The following is a 26,406-nucleotide window of genomic DNA, read 5'->3' on the forward strand; positions in this document are numbered from 1 at the left end:
TATTTTATGATTTTTTTAATGTTTCAAGTTTCGCGAGAAAATCTGTTAGTTGAGAGAAAACTGTAAAATTCTTATCCAGTTTATGTCCGTTAAGGTCCTTGGTTTTATGCCCTAGAAGCCATAGGTCGAATTTCTTTTCACCTCCAATTTTTTCGTTGAACTTTTGGGTATAATCCAAGAGACTTTGCTTATCGGGTTTAACAGTAAAGTAGGATACAAATTTTACATTCTTATGGTGTTTCACGACGTATTTTAAACTATCCAGGGAAAGATTGTTCCCCAGATAAATGGTTTTATAGCCAGCGTTTAATAATTCGTAGTTGATGTATAGGAGTCCGATCTCATGGATCTCTTTAAATGGTAAGTAAAGTGTAAAGATCACGTTGTCGTGTTTGGCTTTTTTTCGCTGAACTTTTTCTGTTTTCAGGATCACTTGCTGTTTTACCAATTCGGATATAAAATGTTCGTGTGAGGGATCGATGGTTCCGGTTTGCCAAAGGATACCAATTTCATCCAGCAACGGGAGGAATACATCGAAGAATATCCGCCGGAATGATTTTTTGGCCGAAAGCGAATCGAAGGTCGTGGTAAAAAGCCTGGCGTCGAAATCGAGCATCGCAGAGATGAATGTTTTAATGGCGAAATCCTTGGTGTTGGTGGTACCGTGATCCAATACAAGTTGGTTGATCTCTGCCTCACTTAGTTTAGCGATTTTAGAGATCTTTATTCCTTCATTATATAAAAAAGTGACATTGAGTAATTTCTTCAGGTTGTGAAGGTCGTATTCTCTGATGTTGGTGTCGGTCCGACTGGGTTGTAGTAAATTATATCGCTTTTCCCATATTCGGATGGTGTGAGCCTTCACATTGCTTAAATGCTCAAGGTCCTTGATGCTGAATTGCGTTTTTACGGTCATTCTATGAACTTATTAGGCGAAAGGTAGGAAAATATTGCAAAGGTGTTTAATATAAAATCTTAAAAAGTAAACAGCTTTTATTAAAATTTAGAGCAGATATTTTTATCAAAAGATGGTCGACAGCTCTAAGTAAGTTTGTTGCGTTGCCGGCTCGCCTCTGAAATTTGTGTTCATCACTTTACAAATTCCATAGGCTCGCCATGCCCATTACGGGCTCGTATTTAGGTAATAAAAATAGAAGTAATCCAATTTAGGAATGTATAATACCGATGGGAGTTTACTTGATTGCCGGCTCGCCTCTGAAATTTGTGTTCATCACTTTACAAATTCCATAGGCTCGCCACGCCCATTACGGGCTCGTATTTAGGTAAAAAAAATAGAAGTAATCAAATTTAGGAATGTATAATACAGATGGGAATTTTATTGATTGCCGGCTCGCCTCTGAAATTTGTGTTCATCACATTACAAATTCCATCGGCTCGCCACACCCGTTACGGGCTCGTTTTTAGGTAATAAAAATTAGAAGTAATCAAATTTAGGAAGGTATAATACAGATGGGAGTTTCATTGATTGCCGGCTCGCCTCTGAAATTTGTGTTCATCACTTTACAAATTCCATAGGCTCGCCACGCCCGTTACGGGCTCGTTTTTAGAAATAAAAAAAGTCACTCCTTTCAGAATGACTTTCAGTGCCCGAGATGGGAGTCGAACCCATACGCCCTATTGGACACATGGCCCTCAACCATGCCTGTCTACCAATTCCAGCACCCGGGCAAAAAAAAAGTTAAACCAAAGGGCTTAACTTTTTTGTGACCTGACTGGGGCTCGAACCCAGGACCACCTCCTTAAAAGGGAGGTGCTCTACCAACTGAGCTATCAGGTCGCCTTCAACGCGCTAAGCGCATTCTCCCACGCCTATAGCGTAGGAGGGTGCAAATATACTATCAATAAATTTATTTTTCAAAGCATATTAAATTAAATTTACTAATAATTTCAAGCCATCATATCGACTTCATTTTAAATCCCTTTTATTCATGAATTTAGTGCTTATTGGTTATATGGGAAGTGGGAAATCTGCGGTTGGCAGGGCACTTGCTCAAACACTGGATTTTCAATTCAACGATCTCGACCAACTCATAGAGCAAAGCGAGAGCCAGACCATAGCCGGTATTTTTCAAACCAAAGGCGAAATTTATTTCAGAAAAAAAGAAGCTGAAGCCATTCGAGATGTGCTTTCAAAGAATAAAAAAGTAGTTCTAGCCACCGGGGGTGGCACTCCCTGCTACGGAAATACTATGGATTTTCTTTTGCAACAACCCAATGTTTCCACCATCTACCTGAAAACCTCCCTTGAAGTTTTAACCGGACGATTGTTCATAGAAAAAGAATCGAGACCGTTAATTGCTCATTTGAAAAGTACCGAAGACCTGAACGATTTTATAAGAAAGCATCTTTTTGAACGTACTGCCGTATACGAACGGGCCAACGAGATAGTGATCACAGATGGCCTGGAAGTAACAGAGATAGTTCGTGAGATAATCGCCCGGTTATTCTAAAATAGCCCGGTCGTTATTCCTTTCGAAGATCACCGCGACATTTTCATTTAGAGAAGTAGATAGAGAGATCCCTTTAAAATCTGCCTTAATAGGATATTTCTTGTGATTCCTGTCTACCAGAACCGCTGTTTTAAACTGCTTTAAAGGAACTTCCAGGAAGTGTTTTACACCATATATCAACGTTGTACCACTATGCAATACGTCGTCCACAAGGATTAGTGATTTGTTGGTATAATCATCTGGATCTATAGAGGTTTTTACCGGGTTGGTAGGTTTCTGTTTGTCTATAGTTACCTTGCAAAGTATCACAGTTATAGGAGATATACGTTCAACCAGACGCTTTAATTTCTTGGCGAGCAAAAAGCCATTGCTCTCTATGCCCGCAATAACAACTTCTTTCTCGTTGATATTAGCCTCATAAACCTGATAGGCCATCCGTTTTAATTTATGGTCTATTTGTGTCTTGTCCAGGATAACAGTTTGTTCCTCCATGCAGATGTTTTTTCAAAGATACTAAACCACTTATTTTATTCGCCATCACTATCGGTAAAATCTTCAAGATCCCTGCGGTCTTTTTTAGTGGGCCTTCCAACCCCTTTTTTACGATAATAGTCCCTGGAATATTTTAATAATTCCTTGCTCTCGAATGCTTCTTTAGGAGTTGTATCCTTTCTATAGATATCCACAAGTTTAGCACCCAGTCTGCTATCAGGCAGATCTAGCACTTCAAGGGAATAATTTATCTGGTTCTTGCGTAACACGATAGTATCGCCTGGATATACCTCCCTGGACGGCTTCACGCTACTCTGGTTTACAGAAACCGCTCCTTTCTTACATGCCCTGGTTGCGTTACTCCTTGTTTTATAATAGCGGAGACACCATAAATATTTGTCGATCCTCATACGGTCCCACTTAAATCTACGTTAATAAGTAATACAAAAATAGCGGAAAATTGTATCTTGCGACTCCTAAAAAATGATGATGAAAAAATACCTTACTTTTCTTTCTCTGGCACTTTTGTTGTCTGCCTTGACCACTTCTTGTGGTAATGACGATAATCCTGAGGATAATTTTATCCCTGCCAGGGATAGAGCTGAAGAAGCCCCGCTTTCCCAGGCGATCATTGAAGAGTACCTGGATACGCACTTTTATAATTATGAGGAATTTGCCAATCCACCGGCCGATTTCGATTATCAGATAAAATTCGACACCATCGAAGGCGCCAATGCCAATAAGATCCCTCTTAGCCAGCAAGTATCTTTTAAAATGGCGAAAGACAGATTAAAAGATGGGCTGGAGTATAAATTATATTACCTAAAAGTTAGAGAGGGCGATGGAGATCGTCCCGAATTTCCTGATATCGCTACAATCACTTATGATGGTATCTTTATAAACAAAGAAGAAACAACTATCGACTACACCCGAAGATTCGATGCTTCCACTATCCCGGTTCGTTTCGATATGACGGCTATAGTAAACGGATTACAGGACGCTCTGGTAGAATTTAAAGGAGCCACCGAAATTATAACCAACCCAGATGGTTCGGTGAGTTTTGAAGGCTATGGTATAGGTGCTGTGTTCATGCCGGCAGGGCTGGGATATTATGTCGACCCGCCAGTGACTTCCTCTATTCCAACCTATGCCCAGCTCATATTCGCCTTTCATCTTTATGAGAATGAAATGGGTGACCAGGATGGGGATGGTGTTCCTTCAGTAGTTGAAGATCTTAATGGAAATAAACTGGAAGAAGACGATGATACCGATGGGGATTCGCTTCCTAATTATGCCGATGCCGACGACGACAATGACGGCAGACCAACCAGTGATGAAATAGAAATCGACGGAAATGGCAACATAACCTATCCGGATGAAGACGGAGATGGTATCCCGGATTACCTGGATGCGGATAGTTGATCAAAACATTTTATTAGAAATAAAAAAAAGCCTCACATCGCTGTGAGGCTTTTTTAATGATCTGTTTTCCCATCACAGTAGGCTTCAATGAAATCTATAAAACCATAGACGCCTGACGGGATCGGGCAAAAAAAGATCTATTTACGTGCGATCACTTTCAATGCCGCCTTAACGATCGCTTCGGCATTTAATCCGTATTTATCCATGAGTTGTTCTGGTGTACCGGATTCACCAAAGGTATCCTGTGTAGCCACGAACTCCTGAGGGGAAGGATTATTTTCCGCCATTACTCTTGCTACACTTTCTCCCAGCCCACCGTAGTAATTGTGTTCTTCGGCGGTAACTACACATCCGGTTTTGGCAACACTTTTCAAAACTGCATCTTTATCAAGGGGTTTGATCGTGTGAATATTGATCACCTCTGCAGATACACCTTGTTCATTAAGTGTCTCGGCAGCGAGTAATGCCTCCCAGACCAGGTGTCCGGTAGCTATTATAGTTACATCGCTTCCTTCCTGAAGTTGAACGGCTTTCCCAATCTCGAAAGTTTGATCTTCTGGTGTGAAATTTGCAACTTTAGGTCGACCAAATCTTAAGTATACTGGTCCGAAATGATCCGCAATTGCTATGGTGGCCGCCTTCGTTTGGTTATAATCGCAGGTATTTATCACGGTCATTCCGGGGAGCATTTTCATAAGCCCAATATCTTCAAGGATTTGGTGCGTTGCTCCATCCTCACCCAGCGTAAGTCCGGCATGCGAGGCACAAATCTTCACGTTTTTATGGCTATAGGCAATACTCTGTCTTATCTGGTCGTAAACCCTTCCGGTTGAGAAATTGGCAAATGTGCCTGTGAAGGGGATCTTACCACCTATGGTCATCCCGGCAGCAATACCCATCATATTGGCTTCTGCGATACCTACCTGAAAGAAGCGATCCGGATGATTATCTTTAAACTCATCCATTTTTAAAGACCCGGTGAGGTCGGCACAAAGGGCAACAACATCTTCATTCTTTTTGCCTAATTCTGTAAGTCCTGCGCCAAACCCAGATCGTGTATCCTTTTTTCCGCTGTCGGTGTATTTTTTCATTCCTTTATATTGAATCGATGTGAGACATTAATAGTTGTGGAAACATCTTCTACTGAAATGGCTTCCATCATAGTACCCGATTTAGAATAAACTCCAAGTATAAGGCCTTTCGGGATATGTAAGCTCATACTGCCTTTGCTCTCGGTCTTCCGAAGCATCAGTTGTATAAATTCGTTTATTACATTGTAATTGTTAACCGGACGTTTTGTATCGATAACCAGTGTTAACGGGTCTTCCGGTTCTGTATTGGGATAGAGTAAATAAGATGGGTAATAACCCCCTGCGATCTCTATCTCATCTCCGGTTTCTTCGGAAATGAGTTCCATATTCCCTTCAAAGGGATCGGATTCTATCGGAATAAGGGCTTCCAGATCCATTTTAAAGTACATCATATTCTTATCGAAACTGAAATTGAAGTAGATCTCCATCTTTTCAGTATCCAGGATAAACGATGATCGCGCTGACGAAAGATCGAGATTTGGGTTCTCGAAAACTGTTCTTCCGAAATCCTCTCCCAAAATTTTTGCGTCGGAATATAAATACTTCCCAGCCTTATCGAAACTAATGGCAATTGTATCCATTGTGCTACGAGCCGGTGCCGGAATCTCGTAGACTACCTTATAATCAAGATTCACCACCAATTCCTGCGCCTGGTTTTCGGCGAATACAGTTAAAGCCAGAAAGGTTAATATATATTTCATCTAATAATCACCTAAGGTTTCAGGATTTTGAGATAATGCGATCTCGAGTTGTTCATCATTAGGCGCTTTTCCGTGCCATGCATGGGTATGCATCATAAAATCCACTCCGTTACCCATGACGGTTTTCATAAGGACACAAACTGGTTTTCCTTTACCAGTTCTGCTTTTGGCTTCCTTCATACCTTCGATGACTTCAGTGAGATTATTACCATCATTTATCTCCATTACATCCCAACCAAAGGCCTTGAACTTTGCGTTTAGGTTACCTAGGGGTAATACATTCTCGGTAGCTCCGTCGATCTGTTGTCCGTTATAATCTACAGTCACAATTAGGTTATCCACTTTATTGCCGGCAGCGTACATAATGGCTTCCCAGTTCTGACCCTCCTGTAGTTCTCCATCACCACATAGCGTATAGACCAAATGATCGTCGTTGTTCAATTTCTTGGTTTCGGCGGCTCCTATCGAAACAGAGATGCCCTGGCCAAGCGACCCGGAAGCAACCCGAACACCCGGAAGTCCTTCGTGTGTTGTAGGATGTCCCTGTAGCCTGGAATTTATATGTCTAAAGGTGTTAAGCTCATTCACCGGAAAATAACCGGATCTTGCCAGAACACTGTAAAAAACAGGGGAGATGTGCCCATTGGATAAGAAGAAGATATCTTCACCTTTTCCGTCCATGTCGAACCCATCTTTGCGCTCCATCAGAACCTGGAAAAGTGCTACAAAGAATTCGGTGCAGCCTAAGGATCCACCGGGATGCCCGGAGTTCACCTTATGTACTTGTCTTAATATGTCTCTACGTACTTGTATTATTAAATCGTTGAGATATGAAATATCCGGCATAGTATTGAAATTTTCAGTGTCAAAAGTAACGTATTCCTCAGGTGGAACAAAGAGCAAAATCGGGCAGTTATTAACGATTTCAGGTTTTTAGTTAACATAATCGAAATGATCTAACTTTGGGATGGTTCTAACATGAATTTGGGATGGTAAACTCATAAATCATTATATCTTTGCAGCCAATTCATGGCCTTTGCCATTTAAACTTCGAAAATGCACTTCAAACTTGAAGGGAAAGATGAACAATCGTCTGCCAGGGCGGGTACCATAAAAACGGGTCACGGTAGTATTGAAACGCCAATCTTCATGCCTGTGGGTACTGTTGGGACCGTGAAAGGAGTGCATCAGCGCGAACTTTCGGAAGATATAAATCCGGATATCATTCTTGGTAATACCTATCATCTTTATCTAAGGCCTCAAACACAGATCCTCATAAAAGCAGGAGGATTACATAAATTCATGAATTGGGACCGAAATATCCTTACCGATAGCGGCGGTTACCAGGTGTATTCGCTTTCAGCAAACAGAAAGATAAAAGAGGAGGGCGTTAAATTTAAATCGCATATAGATGGTAGCTATCATGTTTTCACACCGGAAAATGTAATGGAAATTCAAAGAGCTATCGGCGCCGATATTATTATGGCATTCGATGAATGTACTCCTTATCCATGCGATTATAATTATGCCAAACGATCCATGCATATGACGCACCGTTGGCTGGACCGTTGCCTTTCTCATTTGGAGAAAACCCCTTTAAAATACGATTATGAGCAGGCTTTTTTCCCTATAGTGCAGGGAAGTACCTACAAAGATCTGCGTGAACAGTCTGCCGAATATATCGCGAATGCGGGAGCGGTAGGGAATGCCATAGGAGGTCTATCAGTGGGAGAACCGGCAGAGGAGATGTACGAGATGACTGCGGTGGTTACCAACATACTCCCGGAGGATAAACCGCGTTATCTAATGGGCGTGGGAACTCCTATCAATATATTAGAAAACATAGCTCTGGGTATCGATATGTTCGATTGTGTGATGCCTACCAGAAATGGACGGAACGGTATGTTATTCACTGCCCATGGCACCATAAACATCAAGAATAAAAAATGGGAGGACGATTTTTCTGCCATCGATGAGATGAATATCACCTGGGTGGACACAGCCTATAGTAAAGCCTATTTACGACATCTGTTTACAGTAAATGAGATGTTGGGAAGGCAGATCGCTACTATTCATAATCTGGGTTTTTATATGTGGTTGGTTCGTGAAGCCAGAAAACATATCTTAGACGGAGATTTCAGATCGTGGAAGGATAAGATGGTAAAACAAATGGATAAGCGCTTATAATGTTAAGCATACTGGACAGGTACATACTGAGAAAGTATCTGGGGACATTTATCCTCTTGCTACTACTTTTCATCCCAATCGGGATTACGGTAAATCTTGCCGAAAAGATCGATAAGATACTAGCCAATGAAGTTCCCTTTATAGAAGTAGCCAAGTACTACCTCGATTTTACGGTTTACTTTGCAAATTTACTTTTTCCATTATTTCTTTTTCTCTCCGTCATCTGGTTCACCTCCAAACTGGCGAACAATACCGAGGTGATCGCTTTTTTAAGTAGTGGGGTTTCTTATTATCGTTTCCTGCGACCCTATATTATAGGAGCAACCATCGTATGTATTGGTGCGCTTGTTATGGGAATGTACCTTGCGCCTATGGCAAGTAAAGGGTTTAACGAGTTTACCTATAACTATCTTAAAAAAGGAAAACGGGCTAGAAATCAATCTAATGTATATCGCCAGATCAATGAGAATGAATATATCTATGTGAGTTACTTCAATGTGAAGGAGAAATCGGGTAATAATTTTACACTCGAACATATTGAAGGCAATCGAATGACCTACAAGATCTCGGCCAGCCGAATTAAGTATAATGAAATAGACAGTAGTTATTCCTTGTTCAATTTCAAGAAAAGGATCATTGGCGAAAATGAGGATATTCTGGAACGGCGCAGCAAAGTAGATACTACCTTCACTTTCGAACTGGAAGACCTTACTCCTGTAGAGTATATCGCGGAGACGCTCAATTATACCGAATTGAATGATTTTATCCGAAGGGAAAAAGCCCGAGGATCTTCTTATATCAACCGTTATGAGGTAGTGCGATACAAACGCTGGAGTTTGCCGGTTTCGGCATATATCCTCACTATCATCGCCGTGGCTGTTTCTTCAATGAAGCGGCGTGGAGGGATGGGTGTTAACCTGGCCATAGGGATCGCCATCGGGATGGTATACATTTTCTTCGATAAGATCTTTGGTACGATGGCCGAACAAAGTACTTTCTCACCCTTTATAGCCACCTGGTTCCCTAATTTTGTATTTGGTATTTTAGCAGTATATCTGTTACGAAATGCAAAACGCTAGGCTATTTAATTACCTGCATTTACATGTTATTGTATTTATCTGGGGCTTCACTGCTGTATTAGGGGCCCTTATCTCTATTGATGCAATACCTCTGGTGTGGTTTCGGATGCTCCTGGCTACAGGCTTCATACTATTCTTTTTGCTAATAAGAAGAATAAATTTGCGCCACACGAAAAAAGCCCTCGCCGGTTTTTTTATCGCTGGTGTGCTTATTGCCTTGCACTGGCTGGCTTTTTTTGGCGCGATAAAAGTTTCAAATGTGTCGGTCACCCTGGCAGTAATGTCTACCGGGGCATTTTTTACTTCTTTTCTGGAACCATTGTATTATCGCAGAAGAATTATTGGGTATGAGGTTTTATTTGGATTACTGGTAGTTGTAGGGTTGTATATAATCTTTCAATTTGAGACTGGTTACGCTATGGGAATACTACTTGCCCTGTGTTCATCCTTTCTTGGTTCTCTGTTCTCGGTGATAAATGGCAAAATGGCGAAGCGGCATCGGGCTTCGGTTATTTCTTTTTATGAATTGTTCTTCGGAACCCTTTGCATCTCGATCTTCCTCTTATTCAATGGCGATCTTACCTCCGAATTCTTCCAACTAAGTTCTAATGACTGGATCTATTTACTAATTCTTGCCACCGTGTGTACTGCCTATGCTTTTATTGCGTCCATTCATGTAATGAAATGGTTAAGCCCCTACACCGTAATGCTTACCATTAATCTTGAACCGGTTTATGGGATCCTATTGGCATTGTTCATTTTGGGAGATTCAGAAAATATGAGCCCTCAGTTTTATTATGGGGCGTTGATCATTTTGGTTACCGTGCTGGCAAATGGAGTAGTGAAAACAAGAAGAACAATAAAAAAACAAGCGAAGGAGTCTAACTAAATACAAAGTTTTATCTTTGTAAGCTAAGCAAAAAATACAGTAGCGCGAGACTATGGAATATCTTGAATTTGAATTACCTATTAAGGAGCTTCAGGAGCAGTATGAAAAAGCTTGTAAGATCGGCGAGGAAAGTGATGTCGATGTAAGTAATACATGTAAGCAGATCGAGCTTAAACTTGAAGAGACCAAAAAGGAGATTTATAAAAATCTTACTCCTTGGCAGCGTGTACAATTATCACGTCACCCTAATCGTCCCTACACTTTGGATTATATAAAAGCCATTTGTGGGGATTCTTTTTTAGAACTTCACGGCGATCGCGCCTTCAAGGACGATAAAGCCATGATTGGTGGCCTGGGCAAGATCGGTGACCAGAGTTATATGTTCATTGGCCAGCAAAAAGGTTACAATACTAAAACCAGGCAGTACAGGAATTTTGGAATGGCGAACCCGGAAGGATATCGTAAAGCTTTGCGTCTTATGAAATCTGCCGAAAAATTCGGGATTCCAGTAGTTACCCTTATTGATACCCCTGGTGCGTATCCGGGCCTTGAAGCTGAAGAGCGAGGCCAAGGTGAGGCTATCGCCCGAAATATTATGGAAATGACCCGTCTCGAAGTACCTATTATTGTAATGATAATTGGTGAAGGGGCAAGTGGTGGCGCCCTCGGTATAGGAGTGGGCGATAAAGTTCTAATGTTGGAGAATACCTGGTACTCTGTAATTTCACCCGAAAGTTGTTCTTCAATCTTGTGGAGAAGCTGGGAATTTAAAGAGCAGGCTGCCGAAGCATTAAAGCTTACCGCAGCAGATATGAAGAAGTTGAAACTGATCGATCAGATCGTTAAGGAACCTCTTGGAGGTGCTCATAGCGATAAGGAAAAAACATATCTTCTCGTTGCCAACGCAATTGAAAAAGCATATCGAAGTTTGCAAAATTTATCCCCAACAGAATTGGTGGAAAAGCGGATGGAAAAATATTCCGAAATGGGAGTCTTTAAAGGCTAGATTCAGCAATAACAACCCTTCTGAAAATCCGAAGTTTTAGCTTCGGATTTTTTTGTAACTTATTAACAATAAAATTGAGTTGTTAACAGTTCAATTGTTGAAGACCGGTTAATATACAAAGTTCGAAAAATTCTACTGCTCTTAACATTTTATTTACATTCGCTCAATGGAAAAACTGAAACCTCACACATCTTATCCATCCAGGCCTTCCCAGATTATTTCTTTGGAAAAAGGTAAGTTACCTCCGCAAGCTACTGATTTAGAGGAGGTTGTGCTTGGTGCTATGATGATCGATAAGAAAGGGGTCGATGAAGTGATCGATATCCTAAACGCCGAGGTTTTCTACAAAGAAGCACATCAACACATCTTTGAAGCCATTCACACTCTTTTTGAGAATAGCGAGCCGGTGGACTTATTAACCGTTTCAGCCCAATTAAAGAAGGATGCTAAGCTGGATGCAGCCGGAGGGGAGTTTTACCTGGTTCAACTCACCCAAAAAGTATCGTCTTCAGCCCATATAGAATTCCACGCCAGGATCATCCTTCAGAAATACATTCAAAGAAGCCTTATAAAGATCTCAAACGAGATCATTGAGGATTCCTACGATGAGACCACAGACGTTTTCGATCTGCTGGATAATGCCGAGGCTAAGTTGTATGAAATTACCCAGGGGAACATCAAACGTTCTTCAGAAACTGCTCAGAGTTTGGTGATCCAGGCCAAGAAAAGAATTGAGGAAATTGCGAATAGGGAAGGTCTGTCTGGTATTCCTTCAGGATTTACCAAGGTAGATAAACTCACTTCGGGATGGCAACCCAGTGACCTCATAATTATTGCTGCTCGTCCGGGTATGGGTAAAACAGCTCTAACCTTATCTATGGCACGAAATATAGCCGTGGAACATAATATCCCTGTTGCGTTCTTTTCCCTGGAAATGTCTTCAGTACAACTTATTACTCGTCTTATTTCTTCTGAAACCGGTTTAAGTTCGGAGAAACTCCGAACCGGAAATCTGGCAAAACACGAGTGGGAACAACTCAATGTAAAAGTGAAAGGGCTTGAAAAGGCACCTCTATTTATAGACGATACTCCTTCTTTATCCATCTTCGATCTTCGCGCCAAAGCAAGACGACTATCCTCCCAGCACGGTATTCAACTGATCATAGTGGATTACCTGCAATTAATGACCGCCGGGGGGAGCCAGAAAGGCGGTAACCGCGAGCAGGAAATTTCAACTATTTCCAGGAACCTAAAAGCTCTGGCGAAGGAACTCAATGTTCCGGTGATAGCACTGTCTCAGCTCTCCCGAGCCGTGGAGACCCGAGGGGGTAGCAAACGGCCTCTATTAAGTGACCTAAGGGAATCTGGAGCAATCGAGCAAGATGCCGATATCGTTTCCTTTATCTATCGTCCCGAATATTATAAAATAGACGAATGGGATGACGAAGACCGTACCCCTACAGCAGGGCAGGCAGAGTTTATTGTGTCTAAACATCGTAACGGTGGCCTGGATGAGATTCGACTTAAATTTATCGGGCACCTGGGTAGGTTTGAGAATCTGGAGACCTTCGATTTCCCAACAGAGATCCACTCTCGTATGAATGATGCCGCCAACGACGACACTTTCAAAACAGATAGTTTCCCATCTGCCGATGAAGCTTTCGGCAGTAGTATGAACAACGACCTCTCACCAGACGACGATAACGACGTGCCGTTCTAACCACAGATTTAGCATTTAATTAAGCCTTTGTCATTAATTTTGTAACTACTTTGTGCATACAAAACAGTTGTAAAATTTAATATCATGAGACGATCTATCCTATTTCTATTTTTACTGTCACTATCATTACCGGCGATCTCCCAGGACAAGGAGATGGTAACTCAAACCCTTAATTATTATCTGGACGGAGGAACCAATAACGATTTCGAAACGCTGAAAAAAGCATTTCATGACAATGCCACAATGAAATACATAGGTGCCGATGGCTACACCGAAGTGAATGCCATCAATTTTTTTAAAGGGATAATGAAACCCGGCCCAAAACAGAATCGAGAGACCCGCATCACCCATCTCGACATTATGGGTAACGCCGCTCATGCCCGGCTGGAGATCATTTATAAGGATTTTGCCTTTATAGACTATATGAATCTTTTAAAGGTTGACGGTGAATGGAAGATCGTAAGTAAGATATTCTACAGGGATAATCGCAAATAAACCGTTATCTTGGCTTAACTTTTGTAGTAAGCATCTTAGCATGAAGAAGAATATAATTTTTATTATCTGCCTTTTGTTTTCTATGCAGTTGTCTGCATCCTATATCCTTATTCCTATGGATGCCGAAGGACAAAAAGAACATCTCAAGGCCTATGGTATCACCTACTGGACCCTGGAACGACAACAAAAAGTAAAATGGCTTCTCAATTACCGAGGCGGCTCCTTTCTATTACCGGACGCCGAAGAAATTAGAAAAGAATGCCAGATCAGGGGTGTGTCTTACGAGATCTTATCCGATTCTAAAGCCGAACAGATCCTAACCGAAATTAGCAGCCCATCTCAGAACATGGAGGCGGTTGTTCTTGAAAAAGCTCCCCGTATAGCTGTGTACTCCCCTAAGGGCAATCAACCCTGGGACGATGCAGTGACCATGGTACTCACCTATGCCGAAATTCCTTATACCGTAGTTTACGACGAAGAGGTGTTAAGCGACCAATTACTTCTTTACGATTGGTTACATCTTCACCATGAAGATTTCACCGGGCAATACGGTAAATTCTACCGCGCTTATCGTTCAGCGCCATGGTATATCGAAGAAAAACGAAAAGCAGAGATGTTGGCAAATAAATTAGGCTACGACAAGGTTTCAGAAGCCAAAAGAGATGTGTCTCTTAAAATTAGGGACTATGTGATTGGGGGCGGATTTATGTTTGCCATGTGTAGTGCTACCGATAGTTTCGACATTGCCCTGGCGGCTGAAGGTGTAGATATTTGCGAGCCTATGTTCGATGGAGATCCCAGCGAACCTGGCTACCAAAGTAAAATAGATTTTTCCAAGACATTCGCTTTTAAAGATTTTACCCTCGAGCGAAGTCCTATGGTCTACGAATTCTCAACTATAGACATGACACGGGATCGACGTATCATCAAAGAGACAGACTATTTCTCTCTCATGGATTATTCGGCAAAATGGGATCCAATTCCGTGTATGCTTGTTCAAAATCACACTTCACTAGTAAAAGGATTTATGGGGCAAACCACCTCCTATAGAAGAAGCACTGTAAAATCTAATGTGCTCATTATGGGAGAAAATAAAACCAATGGAGAAGCACGCTATATACACGGTATAAAAGGAAAAGGCTTCTTTACTTTCTACGGCGGGCATGATCCCGAAGATTATCAACACAGGGTAGGAGATGCCAAAACCGAACTCGCACTACACCCAACGTCACCGGGATATCGTCTTATACTGAACAACGTTCTTTTCCCGGCTGCGAAAAAGAAAAAGCAAAAGACTTGATCTAGTTATCGGGTAAGGAATCGTAGTAATCTTTTGGGGGAAACACCATAACTTCCACTCTGCGGTTTATCTGTTTGTTTTCATCTGAAGAATTTTCAACCCTGGGCCTGGTTTCACCGTAGGCTTTGGTCTCAAATTTATAAGTCCCGAATTTCGAAAGTAATTGCTTTAGTTTCCTGCGTACCGATTGACATCTATTGTCTGAAAGTCTGAGGTTATAGGCCTCATCTCCATCACTGTCTGTATGGCCTTCTATTAATATGGTAGCATTTTGCACCACCTGTATGGATTGGGCAAGTGAGTCCAGGGTGTGTTTTGAAGACGGCTTAAGTCGGTATTCAGCAACATCAAAAAGTACATCGGCATTCACAGTTAAGCGGATAACGCTATTGATCGCCGCAACCGCATCGATATCTGCCCCTGCACTTTTTCCGGAGCATTCGTCTTTTAAATCCTGAAGCTTTACGTAATAGAATAACAAGTTGGGATCTATCTTCTCATCATCAAATTCCAGTTTTGAGGTGCCTCCCTTTGCAAGGCCTGCGTAGATCCAATGCTCACCGTCGGTACTTACTTCCACTCGGGTTCGCTCCCTGGATGGGCCTACTTCGAAAATGGTGAGGTCGTGCCCTTTTAAATTCATAAACCCATTATTCGTGAACTTTAAAACTATACTGCCCTCACAACCTAATGTTATGAAATCGGCGTTGTCATAGCCGCGGTAGTTTGGCTTGTGGAGGGACTGGCTGCTGTCTCGGTATTTGGAAATTGGCCTTGGATATCCCATATTGAATTTTACCACCGAATCTGCGAACGATATCTTTCCCAGAGGTAGGTAAATACGCTTGCCGTCGCTTCCGGTATAGTGCAATTTGTTATCGTTCTGTGCCGTACCGCAGACAGAAAGTGCTACATAGGTCAAGATGATAAGAAAATATCTCAAAGTGAGCCATTTACGTTTTCACTAAAGTACGAATTATTAGTATGTAAGCATTTTGAAGATGTGTTGGGCTATAAAAAAACCCGCTCTCAGGGAGCGGGTTTTCAGCGAAATAATATGTTGATTGTCTTATTTTACTTTGTCTACTACAGCTTTAAAAGCTTCAGGATGATTCATGGCCAGGTCGGCAAGAACCTTACGGTTCAATTCGATATCGTTAGCCTTGAGTTTTCCCATGAACTGAGAATAAGACATTCCGTGTTGGCGTGCCCCTGCGTTAATACGCGTGATCCACAGGGATCGGAAATTTCTCTTTTTTGCACGACGATCGCGGTATGAATACAACATGGCTTTTTCCACGGCATTCTTCGCAACGGTCCATACATTTTTACGTCTTCCAAAGTAACCTTTGGCGTGCTTCATCACCTTTTTTCTTCTGGCTCTTGAAGCAACTGAATTTACTGATCTTGGCATAATTTACTTGTTTTTGTAGCAGGCGGTTTTAATCTTGAAATTTTATCTCAAACTTAAAACACTTTTCAGGCCATACTCCAGGGTTATTAAAATTGATTAACCGGTTAAACGCTTACTTCAATCGAAGCATTTGTTTAACGTTATCCTCATCACTCTTGTGCACCGTGGTGTCATGAGTTAAGGCTAGCTTGCGTTTTTTCGACTTCTTTGTTAAGATGTGACTTTTAAACGCATGCTTTCTTTTGATCTTACCAGTACCTGTTAGCTTAAATCGCTTCTTTGCACTGGATTTTGTTTTTTGTTTCGGCATGTTTCCTACGTTTATATATTACTTCGCTCTTTACCCACTTTCACAATTGATTGAGCGGATAAATATTTTAATTCAATTTATTTTTTCTTAGGGGCGATGAACATAGTCATTCGCTTTCCTTCCAGTCTTGGCATTTGTTCTACTTTACCGTAGTCTTCCAATTCCTGCGCCAGGCGTAATAATAATATTTCTCCCTGGTCTTTATAAATTATCGATCGCCCTTTAAAGAATACATAGGCTTTCAATTTCGCTCCGTCCTTTAAGAACTTCTCTGCGTGTTTTTTCTTAAACTGATAATCGTGATCATCGGTATTAGGGCCAAATCGTATTTCTTTGACCACGACCTTAGAGGCTTTCGCCTTTAACGCCTTTTCACGTTTCTTTTGTTCGTAAACGAACTTCTTATAATCCATCACCTTACATACAGGTGGGGTGGCATTAGGTGAGATCTCTACAAGGTCCGATCCCAGTTCATCGGCTATATCCAAAGCCTGTTGCCTGGAATAAATTCCAATTTCTACATTATCACCAACTAACCGCACTTCTTCCGCACGGATTTTTTCGTTGATCCTGTGTTGATCTTCTTTAATGACCCTTGCAGGGCCTCTACTTCTTTTTCTTCGTATTGCTATGACTATATTTATTAATTCCGTTTAAACGGATATGTTACACATTAAATTCGACACTGTTCTTTTCAATTTCCGAACTAATTAATTCAGAAAATTTCTCAACGCTCATAGTGCCCAGATCACCTTCGCTATGCTTTCTTACAGAAACCGTACCATCTTTTTCTTCCTGCTCTCCAACGATCAGCATATATGGGATCTTATTCATCTCCGCCTCCCTGATCTTCTTCCCAATGGTTTCGTTCCTATTATCTACAAGGGCGCGAATTTCGTTATTTTCAAGCAAATTTAAAACTTTTTGAGCGTATTTCTCGTATTTTTCACTGAGAGACAAGATACTAACCTGCTCCGGCATCAGCCAAAGCGGAAAATTACCTCCCGTGTGCTCCAGTAAAATGGCCACAAAACGTTCCATACTTCCAAATGGAGCACGATGGATCATCACCGGTCTGTGCAATTCGTTATCGCTCCCCTTATAGGTTAGCTCGAATCGCTCCGGCAAGGTGTAGTCTACCTGGATGGTTCCTAACTGCCAGCTTCTACCAAGGGCGTCACGTACCATAAAATCCAGTTTCGGACCGTAGAAAGCGGCTTCACCGGTTTCCATCACATAGTCCAGTCCTTTGTCTTGTACTGCGCTTACAATGGCTTGTTCGGCCTTTTCCCATAGCTCCGGGTCGCCAATATATTTCTCAGGATTATCCGGATCGCGAAGCGAAACCTGGGTAACAAAATCTTCAAACCCTAAGGAACCAAAAACATACAACACCAGGTCGATCACCTTTTTAAATTCCTCATCAAGTTGATCTGGAGTACAGAAGATATGGGCGTCATCCTGGGTAAAACCACGTACTCTTGTAAGGCCGTGTAATTCTCCACTCTGTTCATATCTGTATACGGTACCAAATTCTGCAAATCGCTTAGGCAGATCTTTGTACGACCAGGGTTTGCTTTTATACATCTCGCAGTGATGCGGACAATTCATGGGCTTGAGCAGGAATTCCTCGTCCTCGTTTGGAGTTTTGATCGGCTGAAAACTATCGGCTCCGTACTTCTCGTAGTGGCCCGATGTTACATATAATTCCTTCTGCCCTATATGTGGTGAAACCACCATTTCGTACCCGGCTTTTTTCTGCGCTTTCTTCAGGAAATTCTCAAGCCGTTCCCTTAAGGCAGCTCCTTTGGGTAACCACAGCGGAAGTCCTTGCCCCACCTTTTGCGAAAAGGTAAACAGTTCGAGTTCCTTCCCTAGTTTTCTGTGGTCTCTTTTTTTGGCTTCTTCCAGCAGTTCCAGGTATTCCTTTAGATCTTTTTGCTTCGGAAATGAAATTCCGTAAATACGTGTGAGCTGAGTATTGTTTTCATCCCCACGCCAATAGGCACCGGCAATGCTCATTAGTTTTACTGCTTTCACGATCCCTGTGTTAGGTATATGTCCACCCCGGCACAGATCGGTAAAAGTGTCGTGATCGCAAAACGTGATGGTGCCGTCTTCAAGGTTCTCAATGAGTTCCACTTTATACTGGTTCCCTTGTTTCTGATAAAAATCCAGAGCCTCCTTTTTAGAAGCAGACCGCATTTTAAACTCGTGTTTCTCCCTGGCGATTTCCAGCATTTTATTTTCTATAGCCGGCAGGTCCTTTTCAGAAATGTTGTGTCCGTTCAGGTCTACATCATAATAAAAGCCATTCTCAATTGCCGGACCAATTGTAAGTTTGATCCCGGGATACATTTCTTCCAGGGCCTGAGCCATGATATGGGAGGAGGAATGCCAGAAAGCCTGTTTGCCTTCGTCGTCACGCCAGGTATAAAGTACAAGTGATCCATCCTGGGTGAGTGGGGTAGAAGCCTCCACTTTTTCACCATTAAATGATGCCGAAATTACATTTCGTGCAAGTCCCTCACTAATGCTTGTTGCCACATCCATGGGAGTAGTCCCTGCTTTCACTTGTTTTACACTTCCGTCCGGTAGCGTGATTCCTATCATAACCTTACTATTTTAAGGGCGTAAAGATACTACTGTTTTATTCGTTTTACAATACGCTTTGTTCTTTATATTCTACAGGTAGAGCGTTCCCCTGCAGGAGAGCAGAGCGCCCTGCAGGGGCGGGCTATCCGTTATATCCCTGTAGTAGTCGTGTAGTGAGCTTCGCTATACTTCATCGGCACTACAGGGGATGTCACTTCTATCCCTAACGCGGTGTTTTATTTTTGCTAGTATATATATAAAGGTAAAAAGTGAGCTAAAAAATTATTGGGAATATAAATTAGGAAGGATCAATTACTTAAATGTAGAAGCGATATTTTTTTAAAAATTACTTGTCTAATAACTTGCAGAAAATAAAATGGACTGTATATTTGCATCCGCTTTTACAAGCAAGCATAAGTTCTTAATACGGGGAAATTCAAACATCACATTTTATTTTTTGAAATAAATTTTCAAATCCTTGTTGGGTATAAAAAATGTTGTATATTTGCACCCGCTAAAAACAGCTGATAGATATTTTTTGAGGTTGTTTTTTTTAAGTTATACAAAGTTCATTGAGATATTGAAATTGACAGCGTATATGGATTTGGATGGAAACGTCCGGGTCTATATCGAAAACTAAACTAAGTTAAAACTCTTGAGATTTTTTTTGGGTTTAGACTATTTGTTGTTGAAGGAAGTAGTATGGTAACATATATATGATTTAACGATGAAGAGTTTGATCCTGGCTCAGGATGAACGCTAGCGGCAGGCCTAACACATGCAAGTCGGACGGTAACAGGGATTGCTTGCAATCCGCTGACGAGTGGCGCACGGGTGCGTAACGCGTATACAATCTGCCTTACACTGGGGGATAGCCTTTAGAAATGAAGATTAATACCCCATGGTCTATAGAAGTGGCATCACTTTTATAGTAAAGGTTACGGTGTAAGATGAGTATGCGTCCTATTAGTTTGTTGGTGTGGTAACGGCACACCAAGACTACGATAGGTAGGGGCCCTGAGAGGGGGATCCCCCACACTGGTACTGAGACACGGACCAGACTCCTACGGGAGGCAGCAGTGAGGAATATTGGACAATGGGCGAGAGCCTGATCCAGCCATGCCGCGTGCAGGAAGACTGCCCTATGGGTTGTAAACTGCTTTTATACGGGAAGAAACACTCCTACGTGTAGGAATTTGACGGTACCGTAAGAATAAGCATCGGCTAACTCCGTGCCAGCAGCCGCGGTAATACGGAGGATGCAAGCGTTATCCGGAATCATTGGGTTTAAAGGGTCCGTAGGCGGGCAGTTAAGTCAGGGGTGAAAGTTTGCGGCTCAACCGTAAAATTGCCTCTGATACTGATTGTCTTGAATTAGTGTGAAGTGGTTAGAATGAGTAGTGTAGCGGTGAAATGCATAGATATTACTCAGAATACCGATTGCGAAGGCAGATCACTAACACTATATTGACGCTGATGGACGAAAGCGTGGGGAGCGAACAGGATTAGATACCCTGGTAGTCCACGCCGTAAACGATGGATACTAGCTGTTCGGACTTCGGTCTGAGTGGCCAAGCGAAAGTGATAAGTATCCCACCTGGGGAGTACGTTCGCAAGAATGAAACTCAAAGGAATTGACGGGGGCCCGCACAAGCGGTGGAGCATGTGGTTTAATTCGATGATACGCGAGGAACCTTACCAGGGCTTAAATGTAAGTTGACAGGGGTGGAAACACCTTTTTCTTCGGACAATTTACAAGGTGCTGCATGGTTGTCGTCAGCTCGTGCCGTGAGGTGTCAGGTTAAGTCCTATAACGAGCGCAACCCCTGTTGTTAGTTGCCAGCGAGTCAAGTCGGGAACTCTAACAAGACTGCCGGTGCAAACCGTGAGGAAGGTGGGGATGACGTCAAATCATCACGGCCCTTACGTCCTGGGCTACACACGTGCTACAATGGCCGGTACAGAGAGCAGCCACTTCGTGAGAAGGAGCGAATCTATAAAACCGGTCTCAGTTCGGATCGGAGTCTGCAACTCGACTCCGTGAAGCTGGAATCGCTAGTAATCGCATATCAGCCATGATGCGGTGAATACGTTCCCGGGCCTTGTACACACCGCCCGTCAAGCCATGGAAGCTGGGGGTACCTGAAGTCGGTGACCGCAAGGAGCTGCCTAGGGTAAAACTGGTAACTGGGGCTAAGTCGTAACAAGGTAGCCGTACCGGAAGGTGCGGCTGGAACACCTCCTTTCTAGAGATTTTCTATCTGTTAGGATAGGAAACCTGTACGACTTTTGGAGACAAATAGAAACAACCGTTGAGAGATCAATGGAGTTTTTACTTGGTTTAGCTGTCAATTTTATAATATAATTTAGAATAAAGAAGTAAAGAATAGTCTCGTAGCTCAGCTGGTTAGAGCGCTACACTGATAATGTAGAGGTCGGCAGTTCGAGTCTGCCCGAGACTACTACTTTTTTATTTTGGAAATTCTGGAAGTTGAGCGATTACGAAAGTGGTTAACAATTATTGATTGCTAAATTGGTAGTTGTTCATCATCATGGGGAATTAGCTCAGCTGGCTAGAGCGCCTGCCTTGCACGCAGGAGGTCATCGGTTCGACTCCGATATTCTCCACAGATAAAACTTTTAAAAAGGGGTATTTGAAACGCAGGAGAGAAAACAAAGCTTGCTTTGATTTTCTCGACAAGTGAGAATACTTTTAAAAGTTTTTCAAGATGGGAGTTTGAGGTTGGTTGCGAAGCAACACTTCGAAAAACGAGCAGCTTGGTCATCTCGACTGGGTTAGCACATTTTGAAGGCTATTTAAAAGTTTTTCAAGATGGGAGTTTGAGGTTGGTTGCGAAGCAACACTCTGAAAAACGATCGGCTTGATACGATATTTGATTGTTGATTTCATTTGGTTTGTCCCTAAAGGCAGGCGTAAGAATGATGAAGGAGATCAGAAACGTTCATTGACATATTGGGAAATAAGAAATACGAGAAAAGCAATTTTTTCAATTAAGAATTTTTTCACTTGGTGGTGTTTTATTACGCCATCGATGAATAGATTTTTAGTTATAGTAAACTCATTAAAAGAGCAAAAAAGTACAATAAGCAAAGTAAGGGCGTATGGGGAATGCCTAGGCTCTCAGAGGCGAAGAAGGACGTGATAAGCTGCGATAAGCTGCGGGGAATGGCACATACATTTTGATCCGCAGATTTCCGAATGGGGCAACCCACTATGTTGAAGACATAGTATCCTTTAAAGGAGGCGAACCCGGGGAACTGAAACATCTAAGTACCCGGAGGAAGAGAAAACAAAAGTGATTTCGTTAGTAGCGGCGAGCGAACGCGAATTAGCCCAAACCAAAGTTGTTACGGCAATTTTGGGGTTGTAGGACTGCGACATTTTATGCGTGATGAATTAGAACACTTTGGAAAGAGTGGCCACAGACGGTGATAGCCCGGTATAAGTAAAGAACGTTATAGATAGCAGTATCCTGAGTAGTGCGGGGCACGTGAAACCCTGTATGAATCTGTCGGGACCATCCGATAAGGCTAAATACTCCTGAGAGACCGATAGTGAACCAGTACCGTGAGGGAAAGGTGAAAAGAACCCTGAACAAGGGAGTGAAATAGAACCTGAAACCATACGCTTACAAGCGGTCGGAGCGCATTTATGTGTGACGGCGTGCCTTTTGCATAATGAGCCTACGAGTTACTGTTGTTAGCAAGGTTAAGTACTTCAGGTACGGATCCGTAGCGAAAGCGAGTCTGAATAGGGCGTTTAGTTAGCAGTAGTAGACGCGAAACCGTGTGATCTACCCATGGGCAGGGTGAAGCTGTGGTAACACATAGTGGAGGCCCGAACCCGTTGACGTTGAAAAGTCTTGGGATGACCTGTGGGTAGGGGTGAAAGGCCAATCAAACTCGGAAATAGCTCGTACTCCCCGAAATGCATTTAGGTGCAGCGTTTTATTAGTTTTATAGAGGTAGAGCTACTGATTGGATGCGGGGGCTTCACCGCCTACCAATTCCTGACAAACTCCGAATGCTATAAAATGATGTAAAGCAGTGAGGGCATGGGTGCTAAGGTCCATGTCCGAGAGGGAAAGAACCCAGACCATCAGCTAAGGTCCCAAAATATACACTAAGTTGAATAAACGAGGTTGGACTGCCCAGACAGCTAGGATGTTGGCTTGGAAGCAGCCATTCATTTAAAGAGTGCGTAACAGCTCACTAGTCGAGCGGTCCGGCATGGATAATAATCGGGCATAAGTGTATTACCGAAGCTATGGACAGAGTAATCTGTGGTAGGGGAGCATTGTAGTTGTGTTGAAGGTGAACTGTGAGGTTTGCTGGAACGGCTACAAAAGAAAATGTAGGCATAAGTAACGATAATGCGGGCGAGAAACCCGCACACCGAAAGACTAAGGTTTCCTCAGCTATGCTAATCAGCTGAGGGTTAGTCGGGACCTAACGCGAACCCGAAAGGGGTAGTGGATGGCCAACAGGTTAATATTCCTGTACCTGCTCACGTTAAAAGTGACGGAGGCGAAAAGATGGTGCGTGCTGACGGAATAGCACGTTGAAGCCAGTGGTAACACGGCGATAGTACACTAAGGCTACGGCTGCGGTGATAATCCATTGTATCGACTTCCAAGAAAAGCGAGTGAAGCAGCCCGTACCCTAAACCGACACAGGTAGTTGGGATGAGAATTCTAAGGTGCTCGAGAGATTCATGGCTAAGGAACTAGGCAAAATAGACCCGTAACTTCGGGAGAAGGGTCGCCACGCTCCGGCGTGGCCGCAGTGAAGAGGTCCAGGCGACTGTTTATCAAAAACACAGGGCTCTGCTAAATCGAAAGATGATGTATAGGGCCTGACACCTGCCCGGTGCCGGAAGGTTAAGAGGAGATGTAAGCACTTGTGCGAAGCATTGAATTGAAGCCCCGGTAAACGGCGGCCGTAACTATAACGGTCCTAAGGTAGCGAAATTCCTTGTCGGGTAAGTTCCGACCTGCACGAATGGTGTAACGATCTGGACACTGTCTCAGCCATGAGCTCGGTGAAATTGTAGTAACGGTGAAGATGCCGTTTACCCGCTGTGGGACGAAAAGACCCCGTGAACCTTTACTATAGCTTCGTATTGACTTTGGATAAGTAATGTGTAGGATAGGTGGGAGACTTTGAAGCTGCGTCGCCAGGCGTGGTGGAGTCACTGTTGAAATACCACCCTTTACTTATTTGAAGCCTAACTCCGCAACCGCGGAGAACAGTGCGTGGTGGGTAGTTTGACTGGGGTGGTCGCCTCCAAAAGAGTAACGGAGGCTTCTAAAGGTTCCCTCAATACGGTTGGCAATCGTGTGTAGAGTGCAATGGCATAAGGGAGCTTGACTGAGAGACCTACAAGTCGATCAGGTACGAAAGTAGAGCATAGTGATCCGGTGGTTCCGCATGGAAGGGCCATCGCTCAAAGGATAAAAGGTACTCCGGGGATAACAGGCTGATCTCCCCCAAGAGCTCACATCGACGGGGGGGTTTGGCACCTCGATGTCGGCTCGTCACATCCTGGGGCTGGAGAAGGTCCCAAGGGTTGGGCTGTTCGCCCATTAAAGTGGCACGCGAGCTGGGTTCAGAACGTCGTGAGACAGTTCGGTCTCTATCTACAGTGGGCGCAAGAAATTTGAGTGGATCTGACTCTAGTACGAGAGGACCGAGTTGGACTAACCTCTGGTGTACCAGTTGTCCCGCCCGGGGCACTGCTGGGTAGCTACGTTGGGAAGGGATAAGCGCTGAAAGCATATAAGCGCGAAACCCACCACAAGATGAGATTTCTTTAAAGGGTCGTGGGAGACTACCACGTTGATAGGTCACAGGTGGAAGTGCGGTAACGCATGTAGCCGAGTGATACTAATAACCCGTATGCTTATGTACGCGCTTCTCCCTCCGAAAGGAGGGAGAGCAGTCTCTTTTATAAGCTTACAAAAAACGCTTTTTTCCTATTTCTTACTTCCAGTATGTTATAATATTTCTCCCCATAGGGGAGCGTGACAGGGTAGCAGGTAGACCATAATCGGTCAAACCCTAATCCAACACGAAAAACTTAAGGTGGTTATAGCGACGGGGCTCACCTCTTACCATTCCGAACAGAGAAGTTAAGCCCGTTTGCGCCGATGATACTACATTTGTGGAAAAGTAGGTCGCCGCCTTCTTTAAACCCTGAAGTGAGTTTACTCTACTTCAGGGTTTTTTTTTATTACCACACCGAAAGCATATCGCGGCTCTAGGTCCTGCTTGTAGCGGGATTGCTTCCATCTGCATGCTTGCTGCACAACCATGGGTGTTAGGGAATCGCCCCCTTCTAATAAAATCCCCTTTGTTGATTTAAATGCGATTTATTTTATGTATATAATTTAGCTAATTATTTATTTTTCGAATTTTAATAATTAATCTTGACAAGGTAAGGCTTTAAGTTTTTGATTAATTTCTATGGCTTTTGCAGTTTGCCACATTGGGTTGATATCATCTATTATGGTACGTATATCCATAAGTAGCTTATTTTTTTCTGCTGTATCTAACGTTCCATTATACTCTCCACAGTCACATATGGTACCATTTTTGAGTTCTTTAGAGCAAAAAGGGTCTGCAACTTCTCTAATTTTTCTATATGGAAAAAGCATAGGCCATGCTTTCATAGCGGCAACACTCTCTTCGGTTATAGCTTCTAAAAAGTCACTTATGGCTAACATTACATTAATTAATTGAACATCACTCAATTCATTGCTATCCGGATGTAAATGATCAATACAGTAAATATCCAAATTGAGTGTTATTAAATACATGGCGTAATCCTGTAATAATACTTTCCTAACATTACAGCTTAGGTCATCAGATTTTAAATAATGCTCATATTCGGCGATTTTGAATACCTTAAATAGGGTATTTACCATACAAGTAAAGGTTTCATCACAATCCCGATCAACTAATTGGCCGTCAAGAATAACCATTGAAGGAAAAGCGCCAAGAGCCCCAGTTGCATCAAATACTGCTTTAAGCTCATAAATATTAATATCATCTATTTTAAGTTCTTCAGTATTTCCATCATCATCCTCACTGGGTTCATTATCATATAAATCAAAATAATCTTCCGGAACAGGTGTTTGTGCGTTGATTTCAACGTTTAAACTAACAATTAAGAAACATACTATTAAAATGAATTTAGTTTTCATACAATAAT

General features: G+C 42.6%; 21 protein-coding genes, 4 tRNA genes and 3 rRNA genes. 14 read left to right on the forward strand and 14 right to left on the reverse strand.

The annotated features are described in order from the left end of the window. Positions 1–4: 4 nt before the first annotated feature. From C5O00_RS10065 to C5O00_RS10075, 3 genes are all read right to left on the reverse strand, one after another. A complete protein-coding gene (locus C5O00_RS10065; protein ID WP_105216738.1) occupies positions 5–916 on the reverse strand; it encodes a MerR family transcriptional regulator in 912 nt (303 codons plus the stop codon). A gap of 689 nt (positions 917–1,605) precedes the next feature. Continuing rightward, a tRNA-Leu gene (locus tag C5O00_RS10070) sits at positions 1,606–1,689 on the reverse strand. 36 nt (positions 1,690–1,725) lie between these two features. Further along, positions 1,726–1,798 (reverse strand) — tRNA-Lys (locus tag C5O00_RS10075). 151 nt (positions 1,799–1,949) lie between these two features. Between C5O00_RS10075 and C5O00_RS10080 the strand changes: the two genes are divergently transcribed. After that, positions 1,950–2,471, forward strand: a complete 522-nt coding sequence (locus C5O00_RS10080; RefSeq protein WP_105216739.1) for a shikimate kinase — start codon at positions 1,950–1,952, stop codon at positions 2,469–2,471. Here the strand turns inward: C5O00_RS10080 and C5O00_RS10085 are convergent. Further along, positions 2,463–2,963, reverse strand: a complete 501-nt coding sequence (locus C5O00_RS10085; RefSeq protein WP_105216740.1) for a phosphoribosyltransferase family protein — start codon at positions 2,961–2,963, stop codon at positions 2,463–2,465. The two genes, C5O00_RS10080 and C5O00_RS10085, sit on opposite strands and share 9 nt — an antisense overlap. A 35-nt stretch (positions 2,964–2,998) precedes the next feature. Further along, a complete protein-coding gene (gene hslR, locus C5O00_RS10090) occupies positions 2,999–3,373 on the reverse strand; it encodes an Hsp15 family ribosome-associated heat shock protein (protein WP_105216741.1) in 375 nt (124 codons plus the stop codon). Positions 3,374–3,452: 79 nt separating this feature from the next. Between hslR and bamM the strand changes: the two genes are divergently transcribed. Continuing rightward, complete coding sequence (bamM, locus tag C5O00_RS10095) at positions 3,453–4,385, forward strand: beta-barrel assembly machine lipoprotein BamM (RefSeq protein ID WP_105217638.1); 933 nt, start codon at positions 3,453–3,455, stop codon at positions 4,383–4,385. Positions 4,386–4,522: 137 nt separating this feature from the next. On the opposite strand, the gene C5O00_RS10100 is transcribed toward bamM, so the two are convergent. From C5O00_RS10100 to C5O00_RS10110, 3 genes are read right to left on the reverse strand one after another with little or no spacing between them, the layout of a single operon-like run. Then, positions 4,523–5,476 carry a transketolase family protein gene (locus C5O00_RS10100; RefSeq protein ID WP_105216742.1) on the reverse strand — a complete coding sequence of 318 codons (954 nt, stop codon included), beginning with the start codon at positions 5,474–5,476 and terminating at the stop codon, positions 4,523–4,525. Then, a complete protein-coding gene (locus C5O00_RS10105; protein WP_105216743.1) occupies positions 5,473–6,177 on the reverse strand; it encodes a hypothetical protein in 705 nt (234 codons plus the stop codon). Before C5O00_RS10105 ends, C5O00_RS10100 begins: the two co-directional genes overlap by 4 nt. Beyond that, the gene (locus C5O00_RS10110; protein WP_105216744.1) at positions 6,178–7,023 is read right to left on the reverse strand and encodes a transketolase; all 846 of its coding nucleotides are present in this window, start codon (positions 7,021–7,023) and stop codon (positions 6,178–6,180) included. A 210-nt stretch (positions 7,024–7,233) separates the two neighbouring features. Here C5O00_RS10110 and tgt point away from each other — a divergent pair, with 210 nt between their 5' ends. The 7 genes from tgt to C5O00_RS10145 all read left to right on the forward strand — a co-directional run bounded on the left by tgt (position 7,234) and on the right by C5O00_RS10145 (position 14,853). Beyond that, positions 7,234–8,364 (forward strand): tRNA guanosine(34) transglycosylase Tgt, encoded by a 1,131-nt coding sequence (tgt, locus tag C5O00_RS10115; RefSeq protein ID WP_105216745.1) that lies wholly within the window; start codon positions 7,234–7,236, stop codon positions 8,362–8,364. After that, positions 8,364–9,443: an LptF/LptG family permease gene (locus C5O00_RS10120; protein ID WP_105216746.1), complete on the forward strand. Its 1,080-nt coding sequence runs from the start codon at positions 8,364–8,366 to the stop codon at positions 9,441–9,443. Before tgt ends, C5O00_RS10120 begins: the two co-directional genes overlap by 1 nt. Then, positions 9,430–10,332, forward strand: coding sequence for a DMT family transporter (locus C5O00_RS10125; RefSeq protein WP_105216747.1), 903 nt, complete (start codon positions 9,430–9,432; stop codon positions 10,330–10,332). The genes C5O00_RS10120 and C5O00_RS10125 overlap by 14 nt, the downstream gene beginning before the upstream one ends. A 52-nt stretch (positions 10,333–10,384) precedes the next feature. After that, positions 10,385–11,338, forward strand: coding sequence for an acetyl-CoA carboxylase carboxyltransferase subunit alpha (locus C5O00_RS10130; RefSeq protein WP_105216748.1), 954 nt, complete (start codon positions 10,385–10,387; stop codon positions 11,336–11,338). A gap of 166 nt (positions 11,339–11,504) precedes the next feature. After that, positions 11,505–13,058, forward strand: a complete 1,554-nt coding sequence (gene dnaB / locus C5O00_RS10135; protein WP_105216749.1) for a replicative DNA helicase — start codon at positions 11,505–11,507, stop codon at positions 13,056–13,058. A gap of 84 nt (positions 13,059–13,142) precedes the next feature. Then, positions 13,143–13,553 (forward strand): nuclear transport factor 2 family protein, encoded by a 411-nt coding sequence (locus C5O00_RS10140; RefSeq protein ID WP_105216750.1) that lies wholly within the window; start codon positions 13,143–13,145, stop codon positions 13,551–13,553. Between the two features lie 40 nt (positions 13,554–13,593). Next, positions 13,594–14,853 carry an asparagine synthetase B gene (locus C5O00_RS10145; RefSeq protein ID WP_105216751.1) on the forward strand — a complete coding sequence of 420 codons (1,260 nt, stop codon included), beginning with the start codon at positions 13,594–13,596 and terminating at the stop codon, positions 14,851–14,853. Between the two features lies 1 nt (position 14,854). Here the strand turns inward: C5O00_RS10145 and C5O00_RS10150 are convergent, their stop codons facing one another. The 5 genes from C5O00_RS10150 to thrS all read right to left on the reverse strand — a co-directional run bounded on the left by C5O00_RS10150 (position 14,855) and on the right by thrS (position 19,190). Next, a complete protein-coding gene (locus C5O00_RS10150) occupies positions 14,855–15,796 on the reverse strand; it encodes an OmpA family protein (RefSeq protein WP_158676824.1) in 942 nt (313 codons plus the stop codon). 126 nt (positions 15,797–15,922) lie between these two features. Then, positions 15,923–16,267: a 50S ribosomal protein L20 gene (rplT, locus tag C5O00_RS10155; protein WP_105216753.1), complete on the reverse strand. Its 345-nt coding sequence runs from the start codon at positions 16,265–16,267 to the stop codon at positions 15,923–15,925. A 112-nt stretch (positions 16,268–16,379) separates the two neighbouring features. Continuing rightward, positions 16,380–16,577 carry a 50S ribosomal protein L35 gene (gene rpmI, locus C5O00_RS10160; RefSeq protein WP_105216754.1) on the reverse strand — a complete coding sequence of 66 codons (198 nt, stop codon included), beginning with the start codon at positions 16,575–16,577 and terminating at the stop codon, positions 16,380–16,382. A 77-nt stretch (positions 16,578–16,654) separates the two neighbouring features. Beyond that, complete coding sequence (infC, locus tag C5O00_RS10165) at positions 16,655–17,146, reverse strand: translation initiation factor IF-3 (RefSeq protein WP_105216755.1); 492 nt, start codon at positions 17,144–17,146, stop codon at positions 16,655–16,657. Positions 17,147–17,243: 97 nt separating this feature from the next. Then, positions 17,244–19,190: a threonine--tRNA ligase gene (gene thrS, locus C5O00_RS10170; protein ID WP_105216756.1), complete on the reverse strand. Its 1,947-nt coding sequence runs from the start codon at positions 19,188–19,190 to the stop codon at positions 17,244–17,246. Positions 19,191–19,896: 706 nt separating this feature from the next. Here thrS and C5O00_RS10175 point away from each other — a divergent pair. From C5O00_RS10175 to rrf, 5 genes are all read left to right on the forward strand, one after another. Further along, positions 19,897–21,418: ribosomal RNA gene (locus tag C5O00_RS10175) — 16S ribosomal RNA — on the forward strand. Positions 21,419–21,560: 142 nt separating this feature from the next. Beyond that, positions 21,561–21,634 (forward strand) — tRNA-Ile (locus C5O00_RS10180). Between the two features lie 92 nt (positions 21,635–21,726). Then, a tRNA-Ala gene (locus tag C5O00_RS10185) sits at positions 21,727–21,800 on the forward strand. Between the two features lie 475 nt (positions 21,801–22,275). After that, positions 22,276–25,102 (forward strand): 23S ribosomal RNA (locus C5O00_RS10190). Positions 25,103–25,273: 171 nt separating this feature from the next. Continuing rightward, positions 25,274–25,381, forward strand: a 5S ribosomal RNA gene (gene rrf / locus C5O00_RS10195). The 16S, 23S and 5S rRNA genes sit together here with 2 tRNA genes alongside, the layout of an rRNA operon. A 234-nt stretch (positions 25,382–25,615) precedes the next feature. Here the strand turns inward: rrf and C5O00_RS10200 are convergent. Then, positions 25,616–26,398 (reverse strand): hypothetical protein, encoded by a 783-nt coding sequence (locus C5O00_RS10200; protein WP_105216757.1) that lies wholly within the window; start codon positions 26,396–26,398, stop codon positions 25,616–25,618. Positions 26,399–26,406 lie beyond the last annotated feature (8 nt).

Origin of the sequence: Pukyongia salina (genome assembly GCF_002966125.1) — a bacterium.
Classification (GTDB): Bacteria; Bacteroidota; Bacteroidia; order Flavobacteriales; family Flavobacteriaceae; genus Pukyongia; species Pukyongia salina.

Coding starts and splice junctions, on each gene's coding strand:
- C5O00_RS10140 (WP_105216750.1), top strand. CDS start 13,143: ATGAGACGATCTATCCTATTTCTATTTTTACTGTCACTATCATTACCG.
- rplT (WP_105216753.1), bottom strand. CDS start 16,267: ATGCCAAGATCAGTAAATTCAGTTGCTTCAAGAGCCAGAAGAAAAAAG.
- C5O00_RS10130 (WP_105216748.1), top strand. CDS start 10,385: ATGGAATATCTTGAATTTGAATTACCTATTAAGGAGCTTCAGGAGCAG.
- C5O00_RS10125 (WP_105216747.1), top strand. CDS start 9,430: ATGCAAAACGCTAGGCTATTTAATTACCTGCATTTACATGTTATTGTA.
- C5O00_RS10200 (WP_105216757.1), bottom strand. CDS start 26,398: ATGAAAACTAAATTCATTTTAATAGTATGTTTCTTAATTGTTAGTTTA.
- tgt (WP_105216745.1), top strand. CDS start 7,234: ATGCACTTCAAACTTGAAGGGAAAGATGAACAATCGTCTGCCAGGGCG.
- C5O00_RS10100 (WP_105216742.1), bottom strand. CDS start 5,476: ATGAAAAAATACACCGACAGCGGAAAAAAGGATACACGATCTGGGTTT.
- bamM (WP_105217638.1), top strand. CDS start 3,453: ATGAAAAAATACCTTACTTTTCTTTCTCTGGCACTTTTGTTGTCTGCC.
- dnaB (WP_105216749.1), top strand. CDS start 11,505: ATGGAAAAACTGAAACCTCACACATCTTATCCATCCAGGCCTTCCCAG.
- hslR (WP_105216741.1), bottom strand. CDS start 3,373: ATGAGGATCGACAAATATTTATGGTGTCTCCGCTATTATAAAACAAGG.
- C5O00_RS10120 (WP_105216746.1), top strand. CDS start 8,364: ATGTTAAGCATACTGGACAGGTACATACTGAGAAAGTATCTGGGGACA.
- thrS (WP_105216756.1), bottom strand. CDS start 19,190: ATGATAGGAATCACGCTACCGGACGGAAGTGTAAAACAAGTGAAAGCA.
- C5O00_RS10105 (WP_105216743.1), bottom strand. CDS start 6,177: ATGAAATATATATTAACCTTTCTGGCTTTAACTGTATTCGCCGAAAAC.
- C5O00_RS10080 (WP_105216739.1), top strand. CDS start 1,950: ATGAATTTAGTGCTTATTGGTTATATGGGAAGTGGGAAATCTGCGGTT.
- C5O00_RS10085 (WP_105216740.1), bottom strand. CDS start 2,963: ATGGAGGAACAAACTGTTATCCTGGACAAGACACAAATAGACCATAAA.
- C5O00_RS10110 (WP_105216744.1), bottom strand. CDS start 7,023: ATGCCGGATATTTCATATCTCAACGATTTAATAATACAAGTACGTAGA.
- C5O00_RS10145 (WP_105216751.1), top strand. CDS start 13,594: ATGAAGAAGAATATAATTTTTATTATCTGCCTTTTGTTTTCTATGCAG.
- rpmI (WP_105216754.1), bottom strand. CDS start 16,577: ATGCCGAAACAAAAAACAAAATCCAGTGCAAAGAAGCGATTTAAGCTA.
- C5O00_RS10065 (WP_105216738.1), bottom strand. CDS start 916: ATGACCGTAAAAACGCAATTCAGCATCAAGGACCTTGAGCATTTAAGC.